At 50.0% G+C, this 15235-nt stretch carries 19 protein-coding genes, 1 tRNA gene and 2 pseudogenes; 9 read left to right on the top strand and 13 right to left on the bottom strand.

Features of this window, described 5'->3' with window-relative positions; all coding sequences use genetic code 11:
* Positions 1 to 115: 115 nt before the first annotated feature.
* From MKQ70_RS31425 to MKQ70_RS31415, 4 genes are read right to left on the bottom strand one after another with little or no spacing between them, the layout of a single operon-like run.
* Positions 116 to 829 carry an ACT domain-containing protein gene (locus MKQ70_RS31425; protein WP_248078558.1) on the bottom strand — a complete coding sequence of 238 codons (714 nt, stop codon included), beginning with the start codon at positions 827 to 829 and terminating at the stop codon, positions 116 to 118.
* The gene (locus MKQ70_RS41675; protein WP_248078556.1) at positions 796 to 1983 is read right to left on the bottom strand and encodes a RelA/SpoT family protein; all 1188 of its coding nucleotides are present in this window, start codon (positions 1981 to 1983) and stop codon (positions 796 to 798) included. Before MKQ70_RS41675 ends, MKQ70_RS31425 begins: the two co-directional genes overlap by 34 nt.
* A gap of 22 nt (positions 1984 to 2005) precedes the next feature.
* Positions 2006 to 2131, bottom strand: a complete 126-nt coding sequence (locus MKQ70_RS40185; RefSeq protein ID WP_282456897.1) for a hypothetical protein — start codon at positions 2129 to 2131, stop codon at positions 2006 to 2008.
* A gap of 11 nt (positions 2132 to 2142) precedes the next feature.
* Positions 2143 to 2361, bottom strand: a complete 219-nt coding sequence (locus MKQ70_RS31415) for a hypothetical protein (protein WP_248078553.1) — start codon at positions 2359 to 2361, stop codon at positions 2143 to 2145.
* A gap of 202 nt (positions 2362 to 2563) precedes the next feature.
* On the opposite strand from MKQ70_RS31415, the gene MKQ70_RS31410 reads away from it, so the two are divergent.
* The 7 genes from MKQ70_RS31410 to MKQ70_RS31380 all read left to right on the top strand — a co-directional run bounded on the left by MKQ70_RS31410 (position 2564) and on the right by MKQ70_RS31380 (position 6538).
* Positions 2564 to 2645 (top strand) — tRNA-Leu (locus MKQ70_RS31410).
* A 168-nt stretch (positions 2646 to 2813) separates the two neighbouring features.
* Positions 2814 to 4019: a trigger factor gene (tig, locus tag MKQ70_RS31405; protein WP_248078550.1), complete on the top strand. Its 1206-nt coding sequence runs from the start codon at positions 2814 to 2816 to the stop codon at positions 4017 to 4019.
* 8 nt (positions 4020 to 4027) lie between these two features.
* Positions 4028 to 4195 carry a hypothetical protein gene (locus MKQ70_RS31400; protein WP_248078547.1) on the top strand — a complete coding sequence of 56 codons (168 nt, stop codon included), beginning with the start codon at positions 4028 to 4030 and terminating at the stop codon, positions 4193 to 4195.
* The gene (clpP, locus tag MKQ70_RS31395; RefSeq protein ID WP_248078544.1) at positions 4185 to 4886 is read left to right on the top strand and encodes an ATP-dependent Clp endopeptidase proteolytic subunit ClpP; all 702 of its coding nucleotides are present in this window, start codon (positions 4185 to 4187) and stop codon (positions 4884 to 4886) included. Before MKQ70_RS31400 ends, clpP begins: the two co-directional genes overlap by 11 nt.
* 139 nt (positions 4887 to 5025) lie before the next feature.
* Positions 5026 to 5256, top strand: a complete 231-nt coding sequence (locus MKQ70_RS43515) for a ClpX C4-type zinc finger protein (RefSeq protein ID WP_248078541.1) — start codon at positions 5026 to 5028, stop codon at positions 5254 to 5256.
* Between the two features lie 25 nt (positions 5257 to 5281).
* Entirely contained in the window at positions 5282 to 6265 is a 984-nt protein-coding gene (clpX, locus tag MKQ70_RS31385; RefSeq protein WP_248078539.1) for an ATP-dependent Clp protease ATP-binding subunit ClpX, read from the top strand.
* 78 nt (positions 6266 to 6343) lie between these two features.
* The gene (locus MKQ70_RS31380) at positions 6344 to 6538 is read left to right on the top strand and encodes an HU family DNA-binding protein (protein ID WP_248078536.1); all 195 of its coding nucleotides are present in this window, start codon (positions 6344 to 6346) and stop codon (positions 6536 to 6538) included.
* Positions 6539 to 6602: 64 nt separating this feature from the next.
* Here the strand turns inward: MKQ70_RS31380 and MKQ70_RS31375 are convergent, their stop codons facing one another.
* On the bottom strand, positions 6603 to 7481 hold the full coding sequence (locus MKQ70_RS31375) for a c-type cytochrome (protein ID WP_248078533.1): 879 nt from the start codon (positions 7479 to 7481) through the stop codon (positions 6603 to 6605).
* A 495-nt stretch (positions 7482 to 7976) separates the two neighbouring features.
* Between MKQ70_RS31375 and MKQ70_RS31370 the strand changes: the two genes are divergently transcribed.
* Complete coding sequence (locus MKQ70_RS31370) at positions 7977 to 8426, top strand: helix-turn-helix transcriptional regulator (protein WP_248078530.1); 450 nt, start codon at positions 7977 to 7979, stop codon at positions 8424 to 8426.
* A 225-nt stretch (positions 8427 to 8651) separates the two neighbouring features.
* Here the strand turns inward: MKQ70_RS31370 and MKQ70_RS31365 are convergent.
* From MKQ70_RS31365 to MKQ70_RS31345, 6 genes and pseudogenes are all read right to left on the bottom strand, one after another.
* Positions 8652 to 10166 (bottom strand): annotated as a pseudogene (locus MKQ70_RS31365) (NADP-dependent glyceraldehyde-3-phosphate dehydrogenase).
* Positions 10167 to 10361: 195 nt separating this feature from the next.
* A pseudogene (locus MKQ70_RS40180) lies at positions 10362 to 10798 on the bottom strand (acyl-CoA dehydrogenase family protein).
* A gap of 68 nt (positions 10799 to 10866) precedes the next feature.
* Complete coding sequence (locus tag MKQ70_RS40175) at positions 10867 to 11433, bottom strand: acyl-CoA dehydrogenase family protein (protein WP_282456896.1); 567 nt, start codon at positions 11431 to 11433, stop codon at positions 10867 to 10869.
* Between the two features lie 84 nt (positions 11434 to 11517).
* A complete protein-coding gene (locus MKQ70_RS31355) occupies positions 11518 to 12033 on the bottom strand; it encodes a ComEA family DNA-binding protein (RefSeq protein ID WP_248078526.1) in 516 nt (171 codons plus the stop codon).
* Between the two features lie 133 nt (positions 12034 to 12166).
* Positions 12167 to 12397: a hypothetical protein gene (locus MKQ70_RS31350; RefSeq protein WP_248078523.1), complete on the bottom strand. Its 231-nt coding sequence runs from the start codon at positions 12395 to 12397 to the stop codon at positions 12167 to 12169.
* A 31-nt stretch (positions 12398 to 12428) separates the two neighbouring features.
* Positions 12429 to 12983, bottom strand: a complete 555-nt coding sequence (locus MKQ70_RS31345; RefSeq protein ID WP_248078520.1) for an MBL fold metallo-hydrolase — start codon at positions 12981 to 12983, stop codon at positions 12429 to 12431.
* A gap of 51 nt (positions 12984 to 13034) precedes the next feature.
* Here MKQ70_RS31345 and MKQ70_RS31340 point away from each other — a divergent pair, with 51 nt between their 5' ends.
* Positions 13035 to 13334 (top strand): hypothetical protein, encoded by a 300-nt coding sequence (locus MKQ70_RS31340; protein WP_248078517.1) that lies wholly within the window; start codon positions 13035 to 13037, stop codon positions 13332 to 13334.
* Here MKQ70_RS31340 and MKQ70_RS31335 read toward each other — a convergent pair.
* Both MKQ70_RS31335 and porX read right to left on the bottom strand, forming a co-directional pair.
* Positions 13327 to 13530 carry a hypothetical protein gene (locus MKQ70_RS31335; RefSeq protein ID WP_248078514.1) on the bottom strand — a complete coding sequence of 68 codons (204 nt, stop codon included), beginning with the start codon at positions 13528 to 13530 and terminating at the stop codon, positions 13327 to 13329. The genes MKQ70_RS31340 and MKQ70_RS31335 overlap by 8 nt on opposite strands.
* Positions 13531 to 13551: 21 nt before the next feature.
* A complete protein-coding gene (porX, locus tag MKQ70_RS31330) occupies positions 13552 to 15105 on the bottom strand; it encodes a T9SS response regulator signal transducer PorX (RefSeq protein WP_248078511.1) in 1554 nt (517 codons plus the stop codon).
* Between the last annotated feature and the right edge of the window lie 130 nt (positions 15106 to 15235).

The following is a 15235-nucleotide window of genomic DNA, read 5'->3' as shown; positions in this document are numbered from 1 at the left end:
GGTGTGCGCCGTCAACCTACGCTTGCAAACATATTAGGACGGACGGTGCCCCGTTACCAAAAAAAAGGGCGGAACCCTGCGGCCCCGCCCCCTCTTAAATATGGCAATCTGGTATTTATTCTTCCCAGCGCGTGACGGCCTGGATGCCGTCCAGCGTTTTGAGGCGCTGCAGCAGCTCTTCCAGCTCCTCTTTATCGTGTACGAACACCTTGATCCGGCCCTCGAAAAGGCCCTCACGGCTCTCGATCGTGAGCGCGGCGATGTTCACCTTCAGCTCGCCGGAAATGATGTTCGTGATCTTGTGAATCACGCCCACATCGTCCATACCGATGATGCGCAGGCCCGTAAGGAACGATATCTCGCGATTCTTCACCCACTTGGTCTTCACCACGCGGTGACCGTAATTGGCCAATAACTGCGCGGCATTCGGACAGTTCGTCCGGTGAATCTTGAGGCCCTCGCTGGCCGTTACAAAGCCGAATACGTCGTCGCCGGGAATAGGGCGGCAGCAATTCGCCAGCTTGTACGCGATTTTGTCCGAGCTTTCGCCAAAAATGATCAGCTCCGCGTCCTTCTTCTGGTGTTTGCTATGCGAATCCTCCACGTGCTCAGGCTCCGGCGCCTTCACCGGCTTTGGCGGGTCAAGGCGGTCGCCGAGCACTGAGAAGCCCTTCAGCTCGCTCAGGTCAATGTTTTTCACCGCAATCTGGTAGTAGAGATCCAGCGGCGAAGATTGTTTATAAAACTGCGTTACTTCATTGATGTTGTATTGGCTCATGGGCACCTTCAGGTGACTCAGCTTACGTTCCAGCTGATCCTTGCCGTCCATGGCCACGATCCTTTTTCCTCTTTCAGCGCATCCTTGATCTTCGTTTTGGCCTTGGCGGTGATGACGAAGTTCAGCCAGTCGTCCGATGGCTTTTGTTTATTGGTGGTGATAATTTCCACCTGGTCCCCACTGCGCAGCTTGTGGCTGAGCGGCACCAGCTTGTAATTCACCTTGGCGCCAATACATTTATTACCTACCGCGGAGTGGATCGAGTATGCAAAATCGAGCGTGGTAGAGCCTACGGGCAAAATACGCAGGTCTCCCTTCGGCGTGTATACATATATCTCTTCGGTAAACAGGTTGCTCTTGAAATCGGCGAGAAAGTCGAGCGTATTGGAATCCGGGTTGTTCAGGATCTCACGGATCTGGGTAAACCACTGATCGAATTTGGACTCCTGCACATTGCTGCTGCCCTCCTTATAACGCCAGTGCGCAGCCAGCCCTTTTTCGGCATAGTCGTTCATGCGTTTGGAGCGGATCTGCACCTCTACCCACTTACCGTTGGGGCCCATCACCGTTACGTGCAAAGCCTCGTAACCATTGCTTTTAGGGTTGCTGAGCCAGTCGCGCGTGCGCTCGGGGCTGGGATGGTAAAAGTCGGTGATGATCGAGTATACCTTCCAGCAATCGGACTTCTCCTTTTCAATGGCGCTGTCCATGATAATGCGGATGGCGAAGAGGTCGTACACCTCCTCGAACTTCACCCCCTTGGTTTTTATCTTATGGGAAATAGAGTGAATGGATTTGGGGCGTCCGTAAATTTCGAACTTGAACCCTTCTTCCTGCAGTACTTCCTTGATCGGCTTAATGAATTCATTGACGTAGCGGGTGCGTTCGCGTTTGGTCTCTTTCAGCTTTTTCGCGATTTCCCGGTAGGTTTCCTGTTCGGTATACTTCATCGCCAGGTCTTCCATCTCGCTCTTGATGTTGTACAAACCAAGGCGGTGGGCCAGCGGCGCGTAAATGAACACCGTTTCGGAGGCTATTTTCAGCTGCTTTTCGCGGGCCATGCTGTCGAGTGTACGCATGTTGTGCATACGGTCGGCCAGCTTAATAAGGATCACCCGGGGATCATCGGCCAGGGTAAGCAGGATTTTCTTGAAGTTTTCGGCCTGTGCCGTGGTGGTAGACGAGTTGTTGTTACCATCGATCACGTTGCTGATTTTGGTTAGCCCGTCAACGATGTGGGCGATTTCCCCCGAACTCGCGCTCCACGTCTTCGAGCGTTACCTCGGTATCTTCCACGGTATCGTGCAGCAGGGCACAGATGGCGGAGCGTACGCCGAGGCCTATCTCTTCCACGCATATCTGGGCTACGGCCAGGGGTGCAGGATGTAAGGTTCCCCGGATTTGCGGCGCATGTGCCGATGGGCATCGGCGGCCATTTCAAAGGCGGTACGCACGGCTTCGCGGTCGCCGCCTTTAATGAAGCGGGGTTTGAGTGCGCGCATCAGGGCCCGGTAGTGCCGGACGATCTCTTTCTTTTCCTGTTCTTCGTCGAGATTATATTTTTTAACAACCGCTGTATCCATACGTATCAAAATTACGAAAGTTCTGTAAAGGTTCCATTTGGACACTTATACAGTAATCCCGGTGAAGGTAAATGCATCTACATATTACGAAAAAGACCATTATCAATCAACGATTTCGGTGCGATGGCAATAATTTTTATAATTCCTAAAAAACAATACCTTTGCAAACCCTTTTTACAGGGGTAATATGTTCTTATAAAATGCGGGTGTGGTGAAATTGGTAGACACGCCAGACTTAGGATCTGGTGCTTCACGGCATGTAGGTTCGAGTCCTATCACCCGCACTTTTTTCAGTTTCATGCCAAATTCGCCCTCAAAAACAGGGGCAGGGCACTTAAACCTGCTAAAAGGCAGGGTCCACTCTCCCTGCAGGCTCATGGCACAATCTTCGTGCAGGTGTATCACCGGCCAGAACAAAACACGTGTTTTAATTATTAATATTATATAACAAAATGGCAACTGTAACCAGAGAAAACATTGGTTTATTGAATGATAAGATCACTGTGAAAGTGAGCCAGGAAGATTATCTTCCGAACTTTGACAAGGCTTTAAAGCATTTTTCGAAAACGGCCAACATCCCTGGTTTCCGTAAAGGCATGGTACCTGCCGGCATGATTAAAAAAATGCATGGTCAGGCGCTGTTCGCCGACGAAGTAATCAGGACCATCGAGAAAGAGCTGACTGGCTACCTGCAAACAGAGAAACTTGAGATTTTCGGTCAACCGCTTCCTCTGGAAACCAATTCCGTAAACTTTGATCATAACGCTCCTGCTGAATACAACTTCGAATTTGAAGTAGGTCTGAAACCTGAATTTGAGGTAGCTCCCCTGCTGGCCAAAACTTCCCTCACCAAATATAACGTAACTCCTACCGAAGAAGCGGTGAATGAAGAAATTGACCGTATGCGCTTAAAAGGTGGCGAAATGAGCGAACCTGAAAGTGTAACATCAGAAGATAACGTAATAACCGTTACATTTGATGAGTCGGATTCAAAAGGAACCCTGACCGAAGGTGGCATCAAAAAGGAGAACTCCCTCCTCGTTAAAAACTTTACTGCTGCTATCCAGGAGAAACTGCAGGGCAAAAAGGTGAACGATACCCTCACAATTCAGCTGTCTAAAGCTTTCGATAAAGAAAGACTGGAATGGATTTTGAAGGATCTGGGCCTGGATGCCGCTGATAAAGACGCTGCGAAAAAGTATTTTACGCTGACCATCACCAAAGTTGGTCTGATCGCTAAAAGAGAACTGAACGAAGCCTTCTTTAATGAAGTTTATCCCGGCCAGAATATCACCACCGAAGACGCTTTCCGTGCAAAACTGAAAGAAGAGATGACGAAATACTGGGCGCAGGAAGCTAAAAACCACATGCACAACGATTTGTTCGAAACCCTGGTGCACGAAACACCGATCGAACTGCCAAAAGAATTTTTGCTTCGTTGGTTGCAAACTGGCGGCGAAAAGCCGAAGACTGCTGAAGAAGCAGCCGCAGAATACCCGAACTTCGACCATCAGCTGCGCTGGACACTCATCAGCGACAAACTGATCCGCGATAATAAACTGGAAGTTTCTTTCGATGAACTGAAAGAAAACATGAAAGCCAAAATCATGGGCTACTTTGGCCAGGTAGGCGGCGCCGGTGAGGCCCCGAGTGGTTAGACAGCTACATGGAGCGTCTGTTACAGGACGAAAAACAAGTGGATCAGACTTACCGCGAAATGATTACGACCAAACTGTTCGATTGGGCGGAGACTCAGGTGAAAGTGAAAAACGAGGATATCACTGCAGAAGAATTTGTAAAATTGCCTCATAAACATCACCATCATGAACATTAATAACGAATTCAGAAAATATGCGATCCAGCACCGCGGCATCAGCAGCCTGGTGGTTGACAGTTATGCCAAACACCAGATCAATTCGCTGACTCCTTATATCATCGAGGAGCGCCCGATGCAGATTGCTCAGCTGGACGTATTCTCCAGGCTGATGATGGACCGCATTATTTTCCTGGGCGACCCCGTTACCGACTACGTGGCTAACGTGATCACTGCTCAGTTGCTGTTCCTCGAATCAACAGACCGTACACGCGACATTCAGATGTACATTAACAGCCCTGGTGGTTCCGTTTATGCCGGTTTAGGTATTTACGATACCATGCAGCTGGTAACGCCCGATATCGCCACTATCTGTACCGGTATGGCCGCCTCTTTCGGCGCTGTACTGCTGGTAGCAGGCACCAAAGGCAAACGTACCGCCCTGAAACACGCCCGTGTAATGATTCACCAGCCCCACGGTGGTGCGGAAGGCCAAACTTCAGATATCGAAATCACTGCGCGTGAGTTCATCAAACTGAAGAAAGAGCTGAACGAAATCATCGCTTCCCACAGCGGCCAGCCCGTTAAAAAAGTGGAGAAAGATGGTGACCGTGACTACTGGATGACCGCTGACGAAGCAAAAGAATACGGCATTATCGATGACGTACTCGACAAAAATCCTAAAAAGAAAGCGGCCGAAAATCCGCAGTAATATTGAAAAGTCCCGGTTACGCCGGGACTTTTTATTTACGGCGCCCCCATTCGCCGCGCGTCATTTTAACAGTCATCTAACTGAAAAATGCGTAATTTTGTAAGCTCCCCACCCCGGGGGCAAACTTAAAAACTAATAGATGAAAGATTCCAAGATCAGATGCTCGTTCTGTAACCGCTCTAAAGATGAGGTGCAAATACTGATTGCGGGCGCAGACGGACATATTTGTGAGAATTGTGTGTCAAATGCCCGAGAGATTATAGAACAGGAGCTGTTTCACCAGAAGGCAGCAAGAAGGCGACCGCTTCGCACTTTGTGCCGAAAGTGGCCAAGCCGATGGAAATCAAGAAATTCCTGGATGAGTACGTGATCGGTCAGGACGATGCGAAAAAATCATGGCGGTAGCCGTATACAATCACTATAAAAGACTGAACCAACAGGTAGGCGACGATGAAGTGGAGATTGAAAAATCCAACCTCATCATGGTAGGCGAAACCGGTACCGGTAAAACCCTGCTGGCAAAGTCCATCGCCAAACTGCTGAACGTTCCCTTCACTATCGTAGATGCTACCGTATTTACAGAAGCCGGCTATGTGGGCGAAGACGTGGAAAGCATCCTTTCCCGCCTGCTGCAGGTATGCAACTACGATGTGGAAGCCGCCGAACGCGGTATCGTGTACATCGACGAACTGGATAAAATTGCCCGTAAAAGCGATAACCCGTCCATCACCCGCGATGTGAGCGGCGAAGGTGTGCAACAGGGCCTGCTGAAACTGCTGGAAGGTACCGAGGTGCTGGTTCCCCCGCAAGGCGGTCGTAAACACCCGGAGCAAAAACTCATCAAAGTAAATACTCAAAATATTCTCTTCATCTGCGGTGGCGCATTCGACGGTGTAGACCGTATCATCAGCCGCCGTATTCAGACCCACTCCATCGGTTTCAACGTAAACAAGGACAGGGAAGAAGAAGTGAAGAAACATATCCTGCGGTATGTAAATTCCCAGGACCTGAAAACCTTCGGGCTTATCCCGGAGCTGCTCGGACGTTTGCCGGTGGTAACTTACCTGAACTCGCTGGACAAAGACGCGCTGATGCAAATCCTTACCGTGCCTAAAAACGCGCTGGTGAAGCAGTACCGCAAACTGTTCAAAGTAGAAGGTATCGACCTGCAGATCGAGGACGACGCAGTAGAGTATATCGTAGACAAGGCAATGGAGTTCAAACTCGGCGCCCGTGGCCTGCGCTCTATCTGCGAAGTGGTGCTCAGCGATGCGATGTTCGAACTGCCTTCGAGCAACGAAACCACCTTTGTACTCACCCGCGCTTACGCACAGGAAAAACTGGAGCAGAGTACCCTGGTGAAACTGAAAGTAGCTTAATATCTTACCCAGATAAATATGCAAATGCCGGGTAATGCCGGCATTTGTTTTTTACCAACACCCTAAAAACATTTTTCCATGCAGGAACTGATTCAACAAGTACAGGAGAGCGCCGGTATTTCGGCGGAACAGGCAGAAAAGGCTATCGAGGCAGTAAAGGATTTCGTGAAGAGCAAACTGCCGCCCATGCTGGCCGGCAACGTAGATACCTGGTTCAATGGCCTGTCGGGCGCACCCAAACAGGAAAACAAGGAAGACGATTTCCTCGATTAAAAAATTAAAGGCGGCTCGCAGGAGCCGCCTTTTTGTTTGCCATTTTACTTAGCCTCTCTCTAAGTTACTTGATAGTTTGCAGGTACAAATGCAGGGCCGTAAGCTCATCGTCCGTATAAGTGGCGGTCATTTTCCAGGGCATTTCCGCATTATTGAGTTCTTTACCTTCAGGTGTTTTTCCCGTGCGTAAAGCGGCTATAAACTGCGAATGTGACCATTTACCAGGTTTTCCCGAGGCTGATATATCCGCCACGAATTTGCCGCCCGGAATGGGACTTTCTCCGCCCTTAAAGTCCGGGTGGTGACAACCGGTGCATGACATTGACAGGTACTCTCCGTAAGCCGCACTTACTTCCTTTTTCACGACTGGCTTCGATACATATTCATGATCGATCATTTCGGCCGGTGCGAAGGGCACTTTGTCAAGTGCGGAGAGCACGATACCCAGCGGACCCAGTTTATCCCTTGGCAGATCACTGTCTACCGCCGGCTGCGCCTTAATGAACGCGATTACGCTGGCAATATCTTCGTCCGACATTTTATAATATTCATACGAAGGCATGATGAACAGGGACTTGCCTTCCTTGTTAATACCATGCCTCAATGCCCGGAGCCAGTCGGCATCCGTACGGTCGTTGCCCACACCGCCCTTACCACGGGTGAGGTTGGGACCGGAGAAGCGGCCTACCAGGGGATCATCGAGCTCTGTATGCCCTTCGAGCTTAGCGCCGTGGCATCCGCCGCAGCCCTTCATTTCAAACACCCGTTTACCTGCGGCAACAGCAGCCGAATCGGTAGGTATCGCTATTTCGCGGAGGTTTACTTCGTACACTTTGTTCTGCCGGCCACGCACATTGAAATAAGCGACGAGCCAGGCGGCGATGATGACTACGAGCAGCGAGGCAAGGGTAATGCCTGTCCATTTGAGAATCTTCCTTATCATGGGGTATGCAATTTTAACGGTACAAAATTACCGGTCGGCTTTTGTGTGAGTGGTACGAAACGGGGAGTAAGATGTACGAATAACGGATCGAAACGCGCATAAAAAAGGGCGGCCTCCTTTCAAGACCGCCCATACATTGGTTCTTCAGATACGGCTGACTCTTTCAGCCGGCCATCCTATTTAAAAGCCGATTATCATATTCATTACCCGCCTCTCCTGGTTTTACGGCTTTACGTAGATGTATCCAAACGCACCAGTTCCGTATTACTACGGACAACGCCCGGTAATAGGGGCATTCAGCCGCGCCAACCGGCGTACAACCTCAGGACGCGCGCCAGCAGAACCGCTAACAGGGCTGCCGCCAGCAAAATGCCCATCCATTTTATCATTTTCCGAACCATGGCTTCCAACTAATTTTACCCTGCAAAAATATCCCGGCGTACCCTGCCAACGGGTACGTACAACGGATTAACAAATACGTAAAACGGATTTACAATGACACCCCAGACAACAACAAACGTTAGCGCTCCCTACTCCTACTTACATGCCGGTACCGCGCATTACAAATTTTTCACCGAAATGGCTCTACCTGTGCGTCGCCCACGCCCGCACTATCAATTGAAGCCCGCCGACATCAGCGCCATGCATAGCGTAAAGGCGTATGTGCAACAGCACTTCCTCGACGATAATCTCAGCCTCAAACTGCTTTGCCAGCGATTCGGGTTAAACGAATTCAAACTGAAAAAAGGATTTAAGATGATGTTTGCGCAAACGGTTTTCGGTTACGCACATCAACTTAAAATGCAGTTGTCGCGCGATATGCTGATGACGCAAAACATGAATGTGAATGAAACCGCGGAGTTACTCGGTTACAGTACCCCTAACCATTTCTCGGCGGCGTTTAAGAAGATGTATGGCTTTTGCCCGGGGAAATTACTGCGCTAGCTATAAAATAAAACAGGCTGTAAAAGATTTACAGCCTGTTTCTTTGGAGTAGATTTTTTCTCGATGTTTTCGTGGTTTTGTTAGGTTGATAAATTGGTAAGGAAAGTAATTAACCCAAATTTAACGTTCTCTTTACAGAAAACCATCACACTAACATGTAATTATTTTTCGCTTGTAAAGTAAGTGTCACGTTTGATATCGTGACACTTTATAACATGCGATTAATTAGAATATATATTTTGTTGATAAAAAGTTAGATGTTTGATCACTAACAATCTTATTGATGAGCGCTTTGTTTTGCTCCGTTTGCTTTGTGGCCACCAGTGAACGGATCGAAAATGCGCGCAGCGCGTCAAAAACAGACAAAGTGGCTTCCGCGGAGTCTTTTCTCCCGGTGAAAGGGAAGATATCCGGACCACGCTGACACTGACAATTGATGTTCACGCGGCTCACCTGGTTCACCAGCGGGTCGATCAGCGACGCGAGTTCCGCGGCGTTGTTCGAGAACAGGCTCACCTGCTGTCCGTGGCTCGATTCGATCAAATACTCGATCGGTGTTTCGATATCGTCGAACGGCAACACCGGGATCACCGGGCCAAACTGCTCTTCGCTGTACATCTTCATCTGTGAATTTACCGGGTATAACACCGCCGGATACACGAACGATTCATTGGTGGCGCCGCCGTGTTTGTTGATCACTTTAGCGCCGTGTTTCACCGCGTCTTCGATTACCTGCCGCAGGTACGCAGGCTTCTGCGGTTCGGGTAGCGGCGTCAGCGCCACGCCTTTCTCCCAGGGCATACCAAAAGGGAGTTGCTCAATGGCTGCCGACAATTTCGTCAGGAATTGATCGGCCACTTTACGGTGTACGAATATGATCTTGATCGCCGTGCAACGCTGGCCGTTAAAGGACAGGGAGCCCAGTACACATTCCTGCACCGCCAGTCAATATCCGCCTTTTCTGTAATGATCGCGGCATTTTTTGCATCAAGACCCGTGGATGGCGCGGAGCCGGTTTACTTTCGGGTGCATTTTCTTCAGCTGATTCGCCACTTTGGAAGAGCCGATTAACGTCAGCACGTTTATTCTGCCAGATTCCATCAGCGGCTGAATAATCACATTACCGCGACCGTAAATCGTGTTCACCACGCCTTTGGGGAAACAGGCGCGGAACGCTTCCAGCAGCGGGTAATGCAATAATGTACCGTGCTTCGGCGGTTTAAAGAGCAGGGTGTTACCCATGATCAGTGCCGGTATCAGCGTGGTAAAGGTTTCGTTGAGCGGGTAGTTAAAGGGCCCCATACACAACACCACACCCAGGGGGCTGCGGCGTATCTGGCCAATAATGCCCTGCTCCTGCTCGAAGCGCGATGACTTGCGGTCCAGTTCCTTCAGCGCGTCGATAGTGGCGTGAATATATTCAACGGTACGGTCGAACTCTTTTTGCGAATCGGCATACGATTTACCAATTTCCCACATAATGAGTTTTACCACCTCGTCTTTCTTTTCAATCATTTTGCCGGTGAACTTTTCCACACAGCCGATCCTTTCGGAAACGGACATAGTGGGCCATTCGCCACGGCCATTGTTGTACGCCCTTTCGGCATCATCGAGGGCTGCCATGGCTTCTTCCTGCCCGCAGAGCGGATAGGAACCGATCACCTTTCGTTGCAGGCCTTCGGCCGTTTTTATACAGATGGGAGACAATACGGTGTGTACATCACCTGTCCAGGGTTTCATTTCGCCGCCAGACAAATATTCGCGCTGGTGCATTTCGTTGGAAAGGCGGAAGGCTTCCGGGATAGCGTTTGCTTCGGGGAAGATACGGTTTAACTGTTCTTCGAATTCCATAACTGTTTGATTGAGACGGGCAAGATAGAAAAAGCCGGTGGAAATCCCACCGGCCTTCACATTAAAACTGTGCAAACGTTTTCGCTACTTTTTGAGGGCTTCTCTTGCAATTACGATCTTTTGTATTTCGGAAGTGCCTTCGCCAATGGTGCAGAGTTTCGCATCACGGTAAAACTTCTCTACCGGGAAGTCCTTCGTGTAGCCATAACCACCAAATATCTGCACCGCTTCGTTAGCCGCTCTCACGGCCACTTCTGATGCATAGTACTTGGCCATGGCCGCTTCCTTGGTCATCGGTACCTTACGGTTTTTCATATCCGCCGCCTGCAGGGTGAGCAGTTCGGCCGCTTCTATTTCCGTGGCCATATCCGCCAATTTAAAGGAAATGCCCGGAAGGAAGCAATAGGTTTATCGAACTGATGGCGTTCCTGCGCATACTTGCAGGCCGCATCGAACGCCCCTTTCGCGATACCGAGCGACAAGGCAGCGATAGATATGCGGCCGCCATCCAACACTTTCATCGACTGGATGAAGCCTTCTCCCACTGCGCCCAGCACATTGCCGGCCGGGATACGGCAGTTGTCGAAAATCATTTCGGCGGTTTCGGAGGCACGCATGCCGAGCTTATTTTCTTTTTACCACCGCTGAAACCCGGCGTGCCTTTTTCCACGACGAAGGCGGTCATACCGTGACTGTCGCGCACTTCGCCGGTACGGGCAATCACCACCGCCACGTCGCAGCTTTTACCGTGCGTGATCCAGCATTTGGTACCATTCAGCACCCAATGGTCGCCGTCCTGTTTAGCCACACATTTCATGTTCATGGCATCGGAGCCGGTGTTGGGCTCTGTGAGTCCCCATGCACCGATCCATTCGGCGGTGGCGAGTTTAGGCAGGTATTTTCTTTTCTGTTCTTCATTCGCAAACTGAAGAATATGGCCGGTGCAAAGCGAGTTATGGGCGGCTACGCTCAGGCCTATTGCTCCGCAAATCCGGGAAACTTCGCTTACCACGGTTACGTATTCGAGATAACCGAGTCCGGCGCCGTTGTACGCTTCGGGCACAAGTACGCCCATGAGTCCCAGGCCGCCGAGTTGTTTAAAAAGATCGATGGGGAAGGTCTGGTTTTCATCCCAGTCCATAATGTGGGGTTGCATATGCGTTTTTCCGAAATCCCTTATCATCTGCGCGATCTGTTGTTGCATTTCCGTAGGCTCAAAATTCATAACAGGAAAAGTGGTTTAATTGATCGTGATGTAATTTTCAAGTTTACGATAAATAATATCATCCACCAATGGCAGCTGTTTCAACTCTTCAAGCGCCCTGAAAGGCCCGTGAACACTACGGTAACGGATAATCTGTACCGCCAGTTTCGTGTTGATGTATGGATGTTGTGCTAAAGATTTCTCATCTGTTTGGTTGAGATCGATTTTCCTTAGAGAAATGCTACCCATGCGAAGAAAAGGTTGAATTTTATTAAAAACCGAATCAGGCAGGCCATAGGTTTCTTTCACTTGCTCCGGGTAGTAGAAGCCTCCAAGTCGTTCCCGGAACCGCACAATCCTCCTCGCAAATCCCGGGCCGATGCCGGGCAACTGCTCCCAGGCTGCGGAATCCGCCGCGTTTACATCAACGGCTTCCGGCCCCCGGCGGGGTTCCCAGGTCTTTTTGTAAATGGTATCCCGCTTTTCAGCAATGCGTACATACGGCAGCAGGCGTTGATAGTCCTCGGGGGACAGCGTGTATATTTTCTGCAAATCTTCCGGTTTCCGGAAGCGACCGCCCTTTGTTGTAAAGTTCGAGATGGCGCGGGCAGTACGCTCTTTATCCCCATTTTCATCCAGTCTTCTTTTGATACATGATTGGGATCGAAGGGCGCCATGACCGGCTTTATGCCGGAGGCGCTTTAACCGCGGGCGGCGTTTCTTTCGCCGGGCGGCTTGCCAGGAACAGCGCGACCTCCCGTTCGAACGCGGCAGTATCGACAATGGGCCTGGTAAGGACATACGGCGCCACATAAGGCACGGCGTAGATCATCAACATAAAAAGCAATAACAACAGCACGCCGGTACGTTCGCGCGCGGAAAAGTCGAGGTACTCCCGAATAAATTTTCGAAGCATGGGTTAACAAATTTAGCGATATGAATGTACGCTAAATTTCGATGTGTAAACCGTCGTATGCCAACGCCACACCATCGGGCAGCGACTTCGCCACCTCGTCATGCAAGCCAAGCTGGTGGCTGATGTGGGTAAGATACAATTGCGGTATTTCCAGCTCGCGGCCAATTTCAATGGCCTCATTCAAGGTAAAATGCGAGATATGCTTTTCGTGGCGTAGCGCATTGAGCACCAGTATTTTTGAGCCTTTGATCTTTTCCTTTTCCTCCGGCGCAATGTAGTTTGCATCGGTAATGTAGGTAAAGTCACCAAAGCGAAAACCGGTCACCGGCATTTTATGGTGCATAACGTTAATGGGCGTGATGTGCAGGCCATTAATCGAAAAGGGATCGTCGGGAATGGTGCGGAGGTTGATTTCCGGAATGCCCGGGTATTTAAAATCCGCAAAGGCGTACGAAAACTCGCGGATGATCACGTTCTGCGAAAAGTCGCTCGCATAAATATCGATCGGGCGGTTCTGGAAATAGTTGAACGCGCGGATATCGTCCATACCGGCGATATGGTCCTTATGACTGTGGGTAATGAGCACGCACTCCGGTGTTTCATGTTGGCGCGCAACATCTGGTAGCGGAAATCCGGCGTGGTGTCCACTACAATATTGCCCGCTTCCGATGCCACCAGGATGCTGCTGCGCAGGCGGTTATCCTTCGGGTTCTTCGAAGCGCACACCTCGCAGGGGCAGGCTATTACCGGCACGCCCTGGGATGTTCCCGTTCCTAAAAATGTAATCTGGATGTTGCTCACAACTTATTCTGTAGCGGGGTTTTCGTCTGCATTTTCGGTTGCCGCGGCGTTCTCGGCATCGGCAATCGCTTTGCTGTCCAGCACCTGCTGGTATAGCTTCTGCGACTCGGCGCTCATAAAGTCGGGATCTACCTGATATTGGGCAAAATGTCCAGCAGCGTGTTAATACGCCCCTCTAGGGTGAGGAACTTATTCACCACCACTACTTTCTTATGCTCGAGTACGCAGTAGCCGGACATGAACGTGCCTTTCTCGTACCGGATCTGGTACTTTGACTCCTCGAAAATCTTTTCCAGCTTCGCCAGATTGTTGGGTGTGACTTTCAGATTCATGCTGCAAATGTAACAAAAGGCTTATTTGCTCACCATCCGCGCCACGGGCACAATCATCTCCTCAAGAGAAATGCCGCCGTGCTGGAAGGTATTGCGGTAATAGTTCACGAAATAGTTATAGTTATTGGGATAACACAGGTACCCGTCTTCCCGTGCAAAAATGTACGATGAGTTTACGTTGGGACGCGGCAGCCCGGCATCTTTCGGATCGCGGAATGCCAGCACTTCCTTGGGATCGTAGTTAAGGTTGCGGCCGTGTTTGTAACGCAGGTTGGTGGTGGTTTGCTTGTCGCCGATCACTTTAACGGGCGTTTTCACCCTTACGCTGCCATGATCGGTAGCCACGATCAGGTTGATCTTTTTATCCGCTACCTTCTTCAGCGCCTGGTGCAGCGGCGAATGCTCGAACCAGCTGGCCGTAATAGAGCGGTAAGACGTTTCATCGCCCGCCAGCTCCTTCAGCACTTCCATTTCCGTACGGGCATGGCTGAGCATATCCACGAAGTTATACACGATAATGTTCAGCGGAAAGTTCATCATGTTGTGAATGTTGTTCACGAGGTGCTGACCATCATTATGGTTCACCACTTTGGTATAAGAGAAACGCATATCGTGGCGCAGCCGCTGGAGCTGGCCCGCGAAGAATTTCTCTTCAAAAAGATTCTTACCGCCGTCTTCATCGTCGTTTTTCCACTCTTCCGGGAAGCGCGCTTCTATGTCTACAGGCAGCATGCCGGCAAATATGGCGTTACGGGCATATTGGGTAGATGTGGGTAAAATGCTGTAAAAAGTATCTTCCTCCACCACGCGGAACGATTCGGAAAAGATGGGCATGATCGTTTTCCATTGGTCGTACCGCAGGTTATCGATCAATATAAAAAAGTTGGGAACGTTAGGGTCCAGGTAAGGAAACACCTTGTCGCGGAACAGCGTATGCGACAGCACCGGTGCGTCTTTCGCGTTAGGCTTGAGCCAGTCGGCGTAATGGCGGGCAATGTATTTGGCAAATTCCGTATTGGCTTCGGCTTTCTGCGAGGCCAGCACTTCGGTCATGGATTCCGAATCGGCTTTCTGCATTTCCATTTCCCAGTATACCAGTTTCTTGTAGATGTCTGCCCAGCCGCGGTGGTCGGGATTATCATTGAGCGCCATGAACAGTTCGCGGAACTGTTGCTGGTAGGCCGTGGTGGTTTTTTCGGACACCAGGCGCTTGTTGTCGATGATTTTTTTGAGCGAGAGCAATACCTGGTTAGGGTTTACCGGCTTAATAAGATAATCGGTGATCTGTGAGCCGATGGCTTCGTCCATCACGTTCTCCGCCTCATTTTTGGTGATCATCACTACGGGTATCTGCTGGTCTATTTCCTTTATTTTGCCCAAAGTTTCCAGGCCGGTAATGCCGGGCATGGATTCGTCGAGCAGCACCACGTCTACAATATTTTCCCTGAGGAACTCCAGTGCGTCGTAGCCATTGGTAAGAGCCGATACCTGGTAGCCTTTGTTTTCGAGGAACATGATTTGCGAGCGAAGCGATTCAATTTCGTCATCCACCCAAAGTATGTTGATTTTGCTCATTCGGTCTTTATATATGTGATTTTAAATTTACGTCCATTTCGTCAAAAACCATTCCCCGATGTCACCGTGCTCATCCAATAAAAAAGAAAGAACGCAAAAACAGGTAGGGGTATTTTCTAACACAAGCGTC

It is taken from the genome of Chitinophaga sedimenti, assembly GCF_023156195.1.
In the GTDB taxonomy this organism is placed as follows: Bacteria; Bacteroidota; Bacteroidia; order Chitinophagales; family Chitinophagaceae; genus Chitinophaga; species Chitinophaga sedimenti.
Note: the sequence above shows the minus strand (reverse complement) of the source record. Positions and strands in the feature narration are given on the sequence as shown.

Excerpts from the sequence above, each read along its gene's own strand:
- MKQ70_RS31350 (WP_248078523.1), bottom strand. The coding sequence starts at position 12,397 with ATGCTTCGAAAATTTATTCGGGAGTACCTCGACTTTTCCGCGCGCGAA.
- MKQ70_RS31415 (WP_248078553.1), bottom strand. The coding sequence starts at position 2,361 with ATGGATACAGCGGTTGTTAAAAAATATAATCTCGACGAAGAACAGGAA.
- MKQ70_RS31375 (WP_248078533.1), bottom strand. The coding sequence starts at position 7,481 with ATGATAAGGAAGATTCTCAAATGGACAGGCATTACCCTTGCCTCGCTG.
- clpP (WP_248078544.1), top strand. The coding sequence starts at position 4,185 with ATGAACATTAATAACGAATTCAGAAAATATGCGATCCAGCACCGCGGC.
- MKQ70_RS31335 (WP_248078514.1), bottom strand. The coding sequence starts at position 13,530 with ATGAATCTGAAAGTCACACCCAACAATCTGGCGAAGCTGGAAAAGATT.
- clpX (WP_248078539.1), top strand. The coding sequence starts at position 5,282 with ATGGCGGTAGCCGTATACAATCACTATAAAAGACTGAACCAACAGGTA.
- tig (WP_248078550.1), top strand. The coding sequence starts at position 2,814 with ATGGCAACTGTAACCAGAGAAAACATTGGTTTATTGAATGATAAGATC.
- MKQ70_RS43515 (WP_248078541.1), top strand. The coding sequence starts at position 5,026 with ATGAAAGATTCCAAGATCAGATGCTCGTTCTGTAACCGCTCTAAAGAT.
- porX (WP_248078511.1), bottom strand. The coding sequence starts at position 15,105 with ATGAGCAAAATCAACATACTTTGGGTGGATGACGAAATTGAATCGCTT.
- MKQ70_RS31370 (WP_248078530.1), top strand. The coding sequence starts at position 7,977 with ATGACACCCCAGACAACAACAAACGTTAGCGCTCCCTACTCCTACTTA.
- MKQ70_RS40175 (WP_282456896.1), bottom strand. The coding sequence starts at position 11,433 with ATGCAACCCCACATTATGGACTGGGATGAAAACCAGACCTTCCCCATC.
- MKQ70_RS31400 (WP_248078547.1), top strand. The coding sequence starts at position 4,028 with ATGGAGCGTCTGTTACAGGACGAAAAACAAGTGGATCAGACTTACCGC.
- MKQ70_RS31425 (WP_248078558.1), bottom strand. The coding sequence starts at position 829 with ATGGACGGCAAGGATCAGCTGGAACGTAAGCTGAGTCACCTGAAGGTG.
- MKQ70_RS31380 (WP_248078536.1), top strand. The coding sequence starts at position 6,344 with ATGCAGGAACTGATTCAACAAGTACAGGAGAGCGCCGGTATTTCGGCG.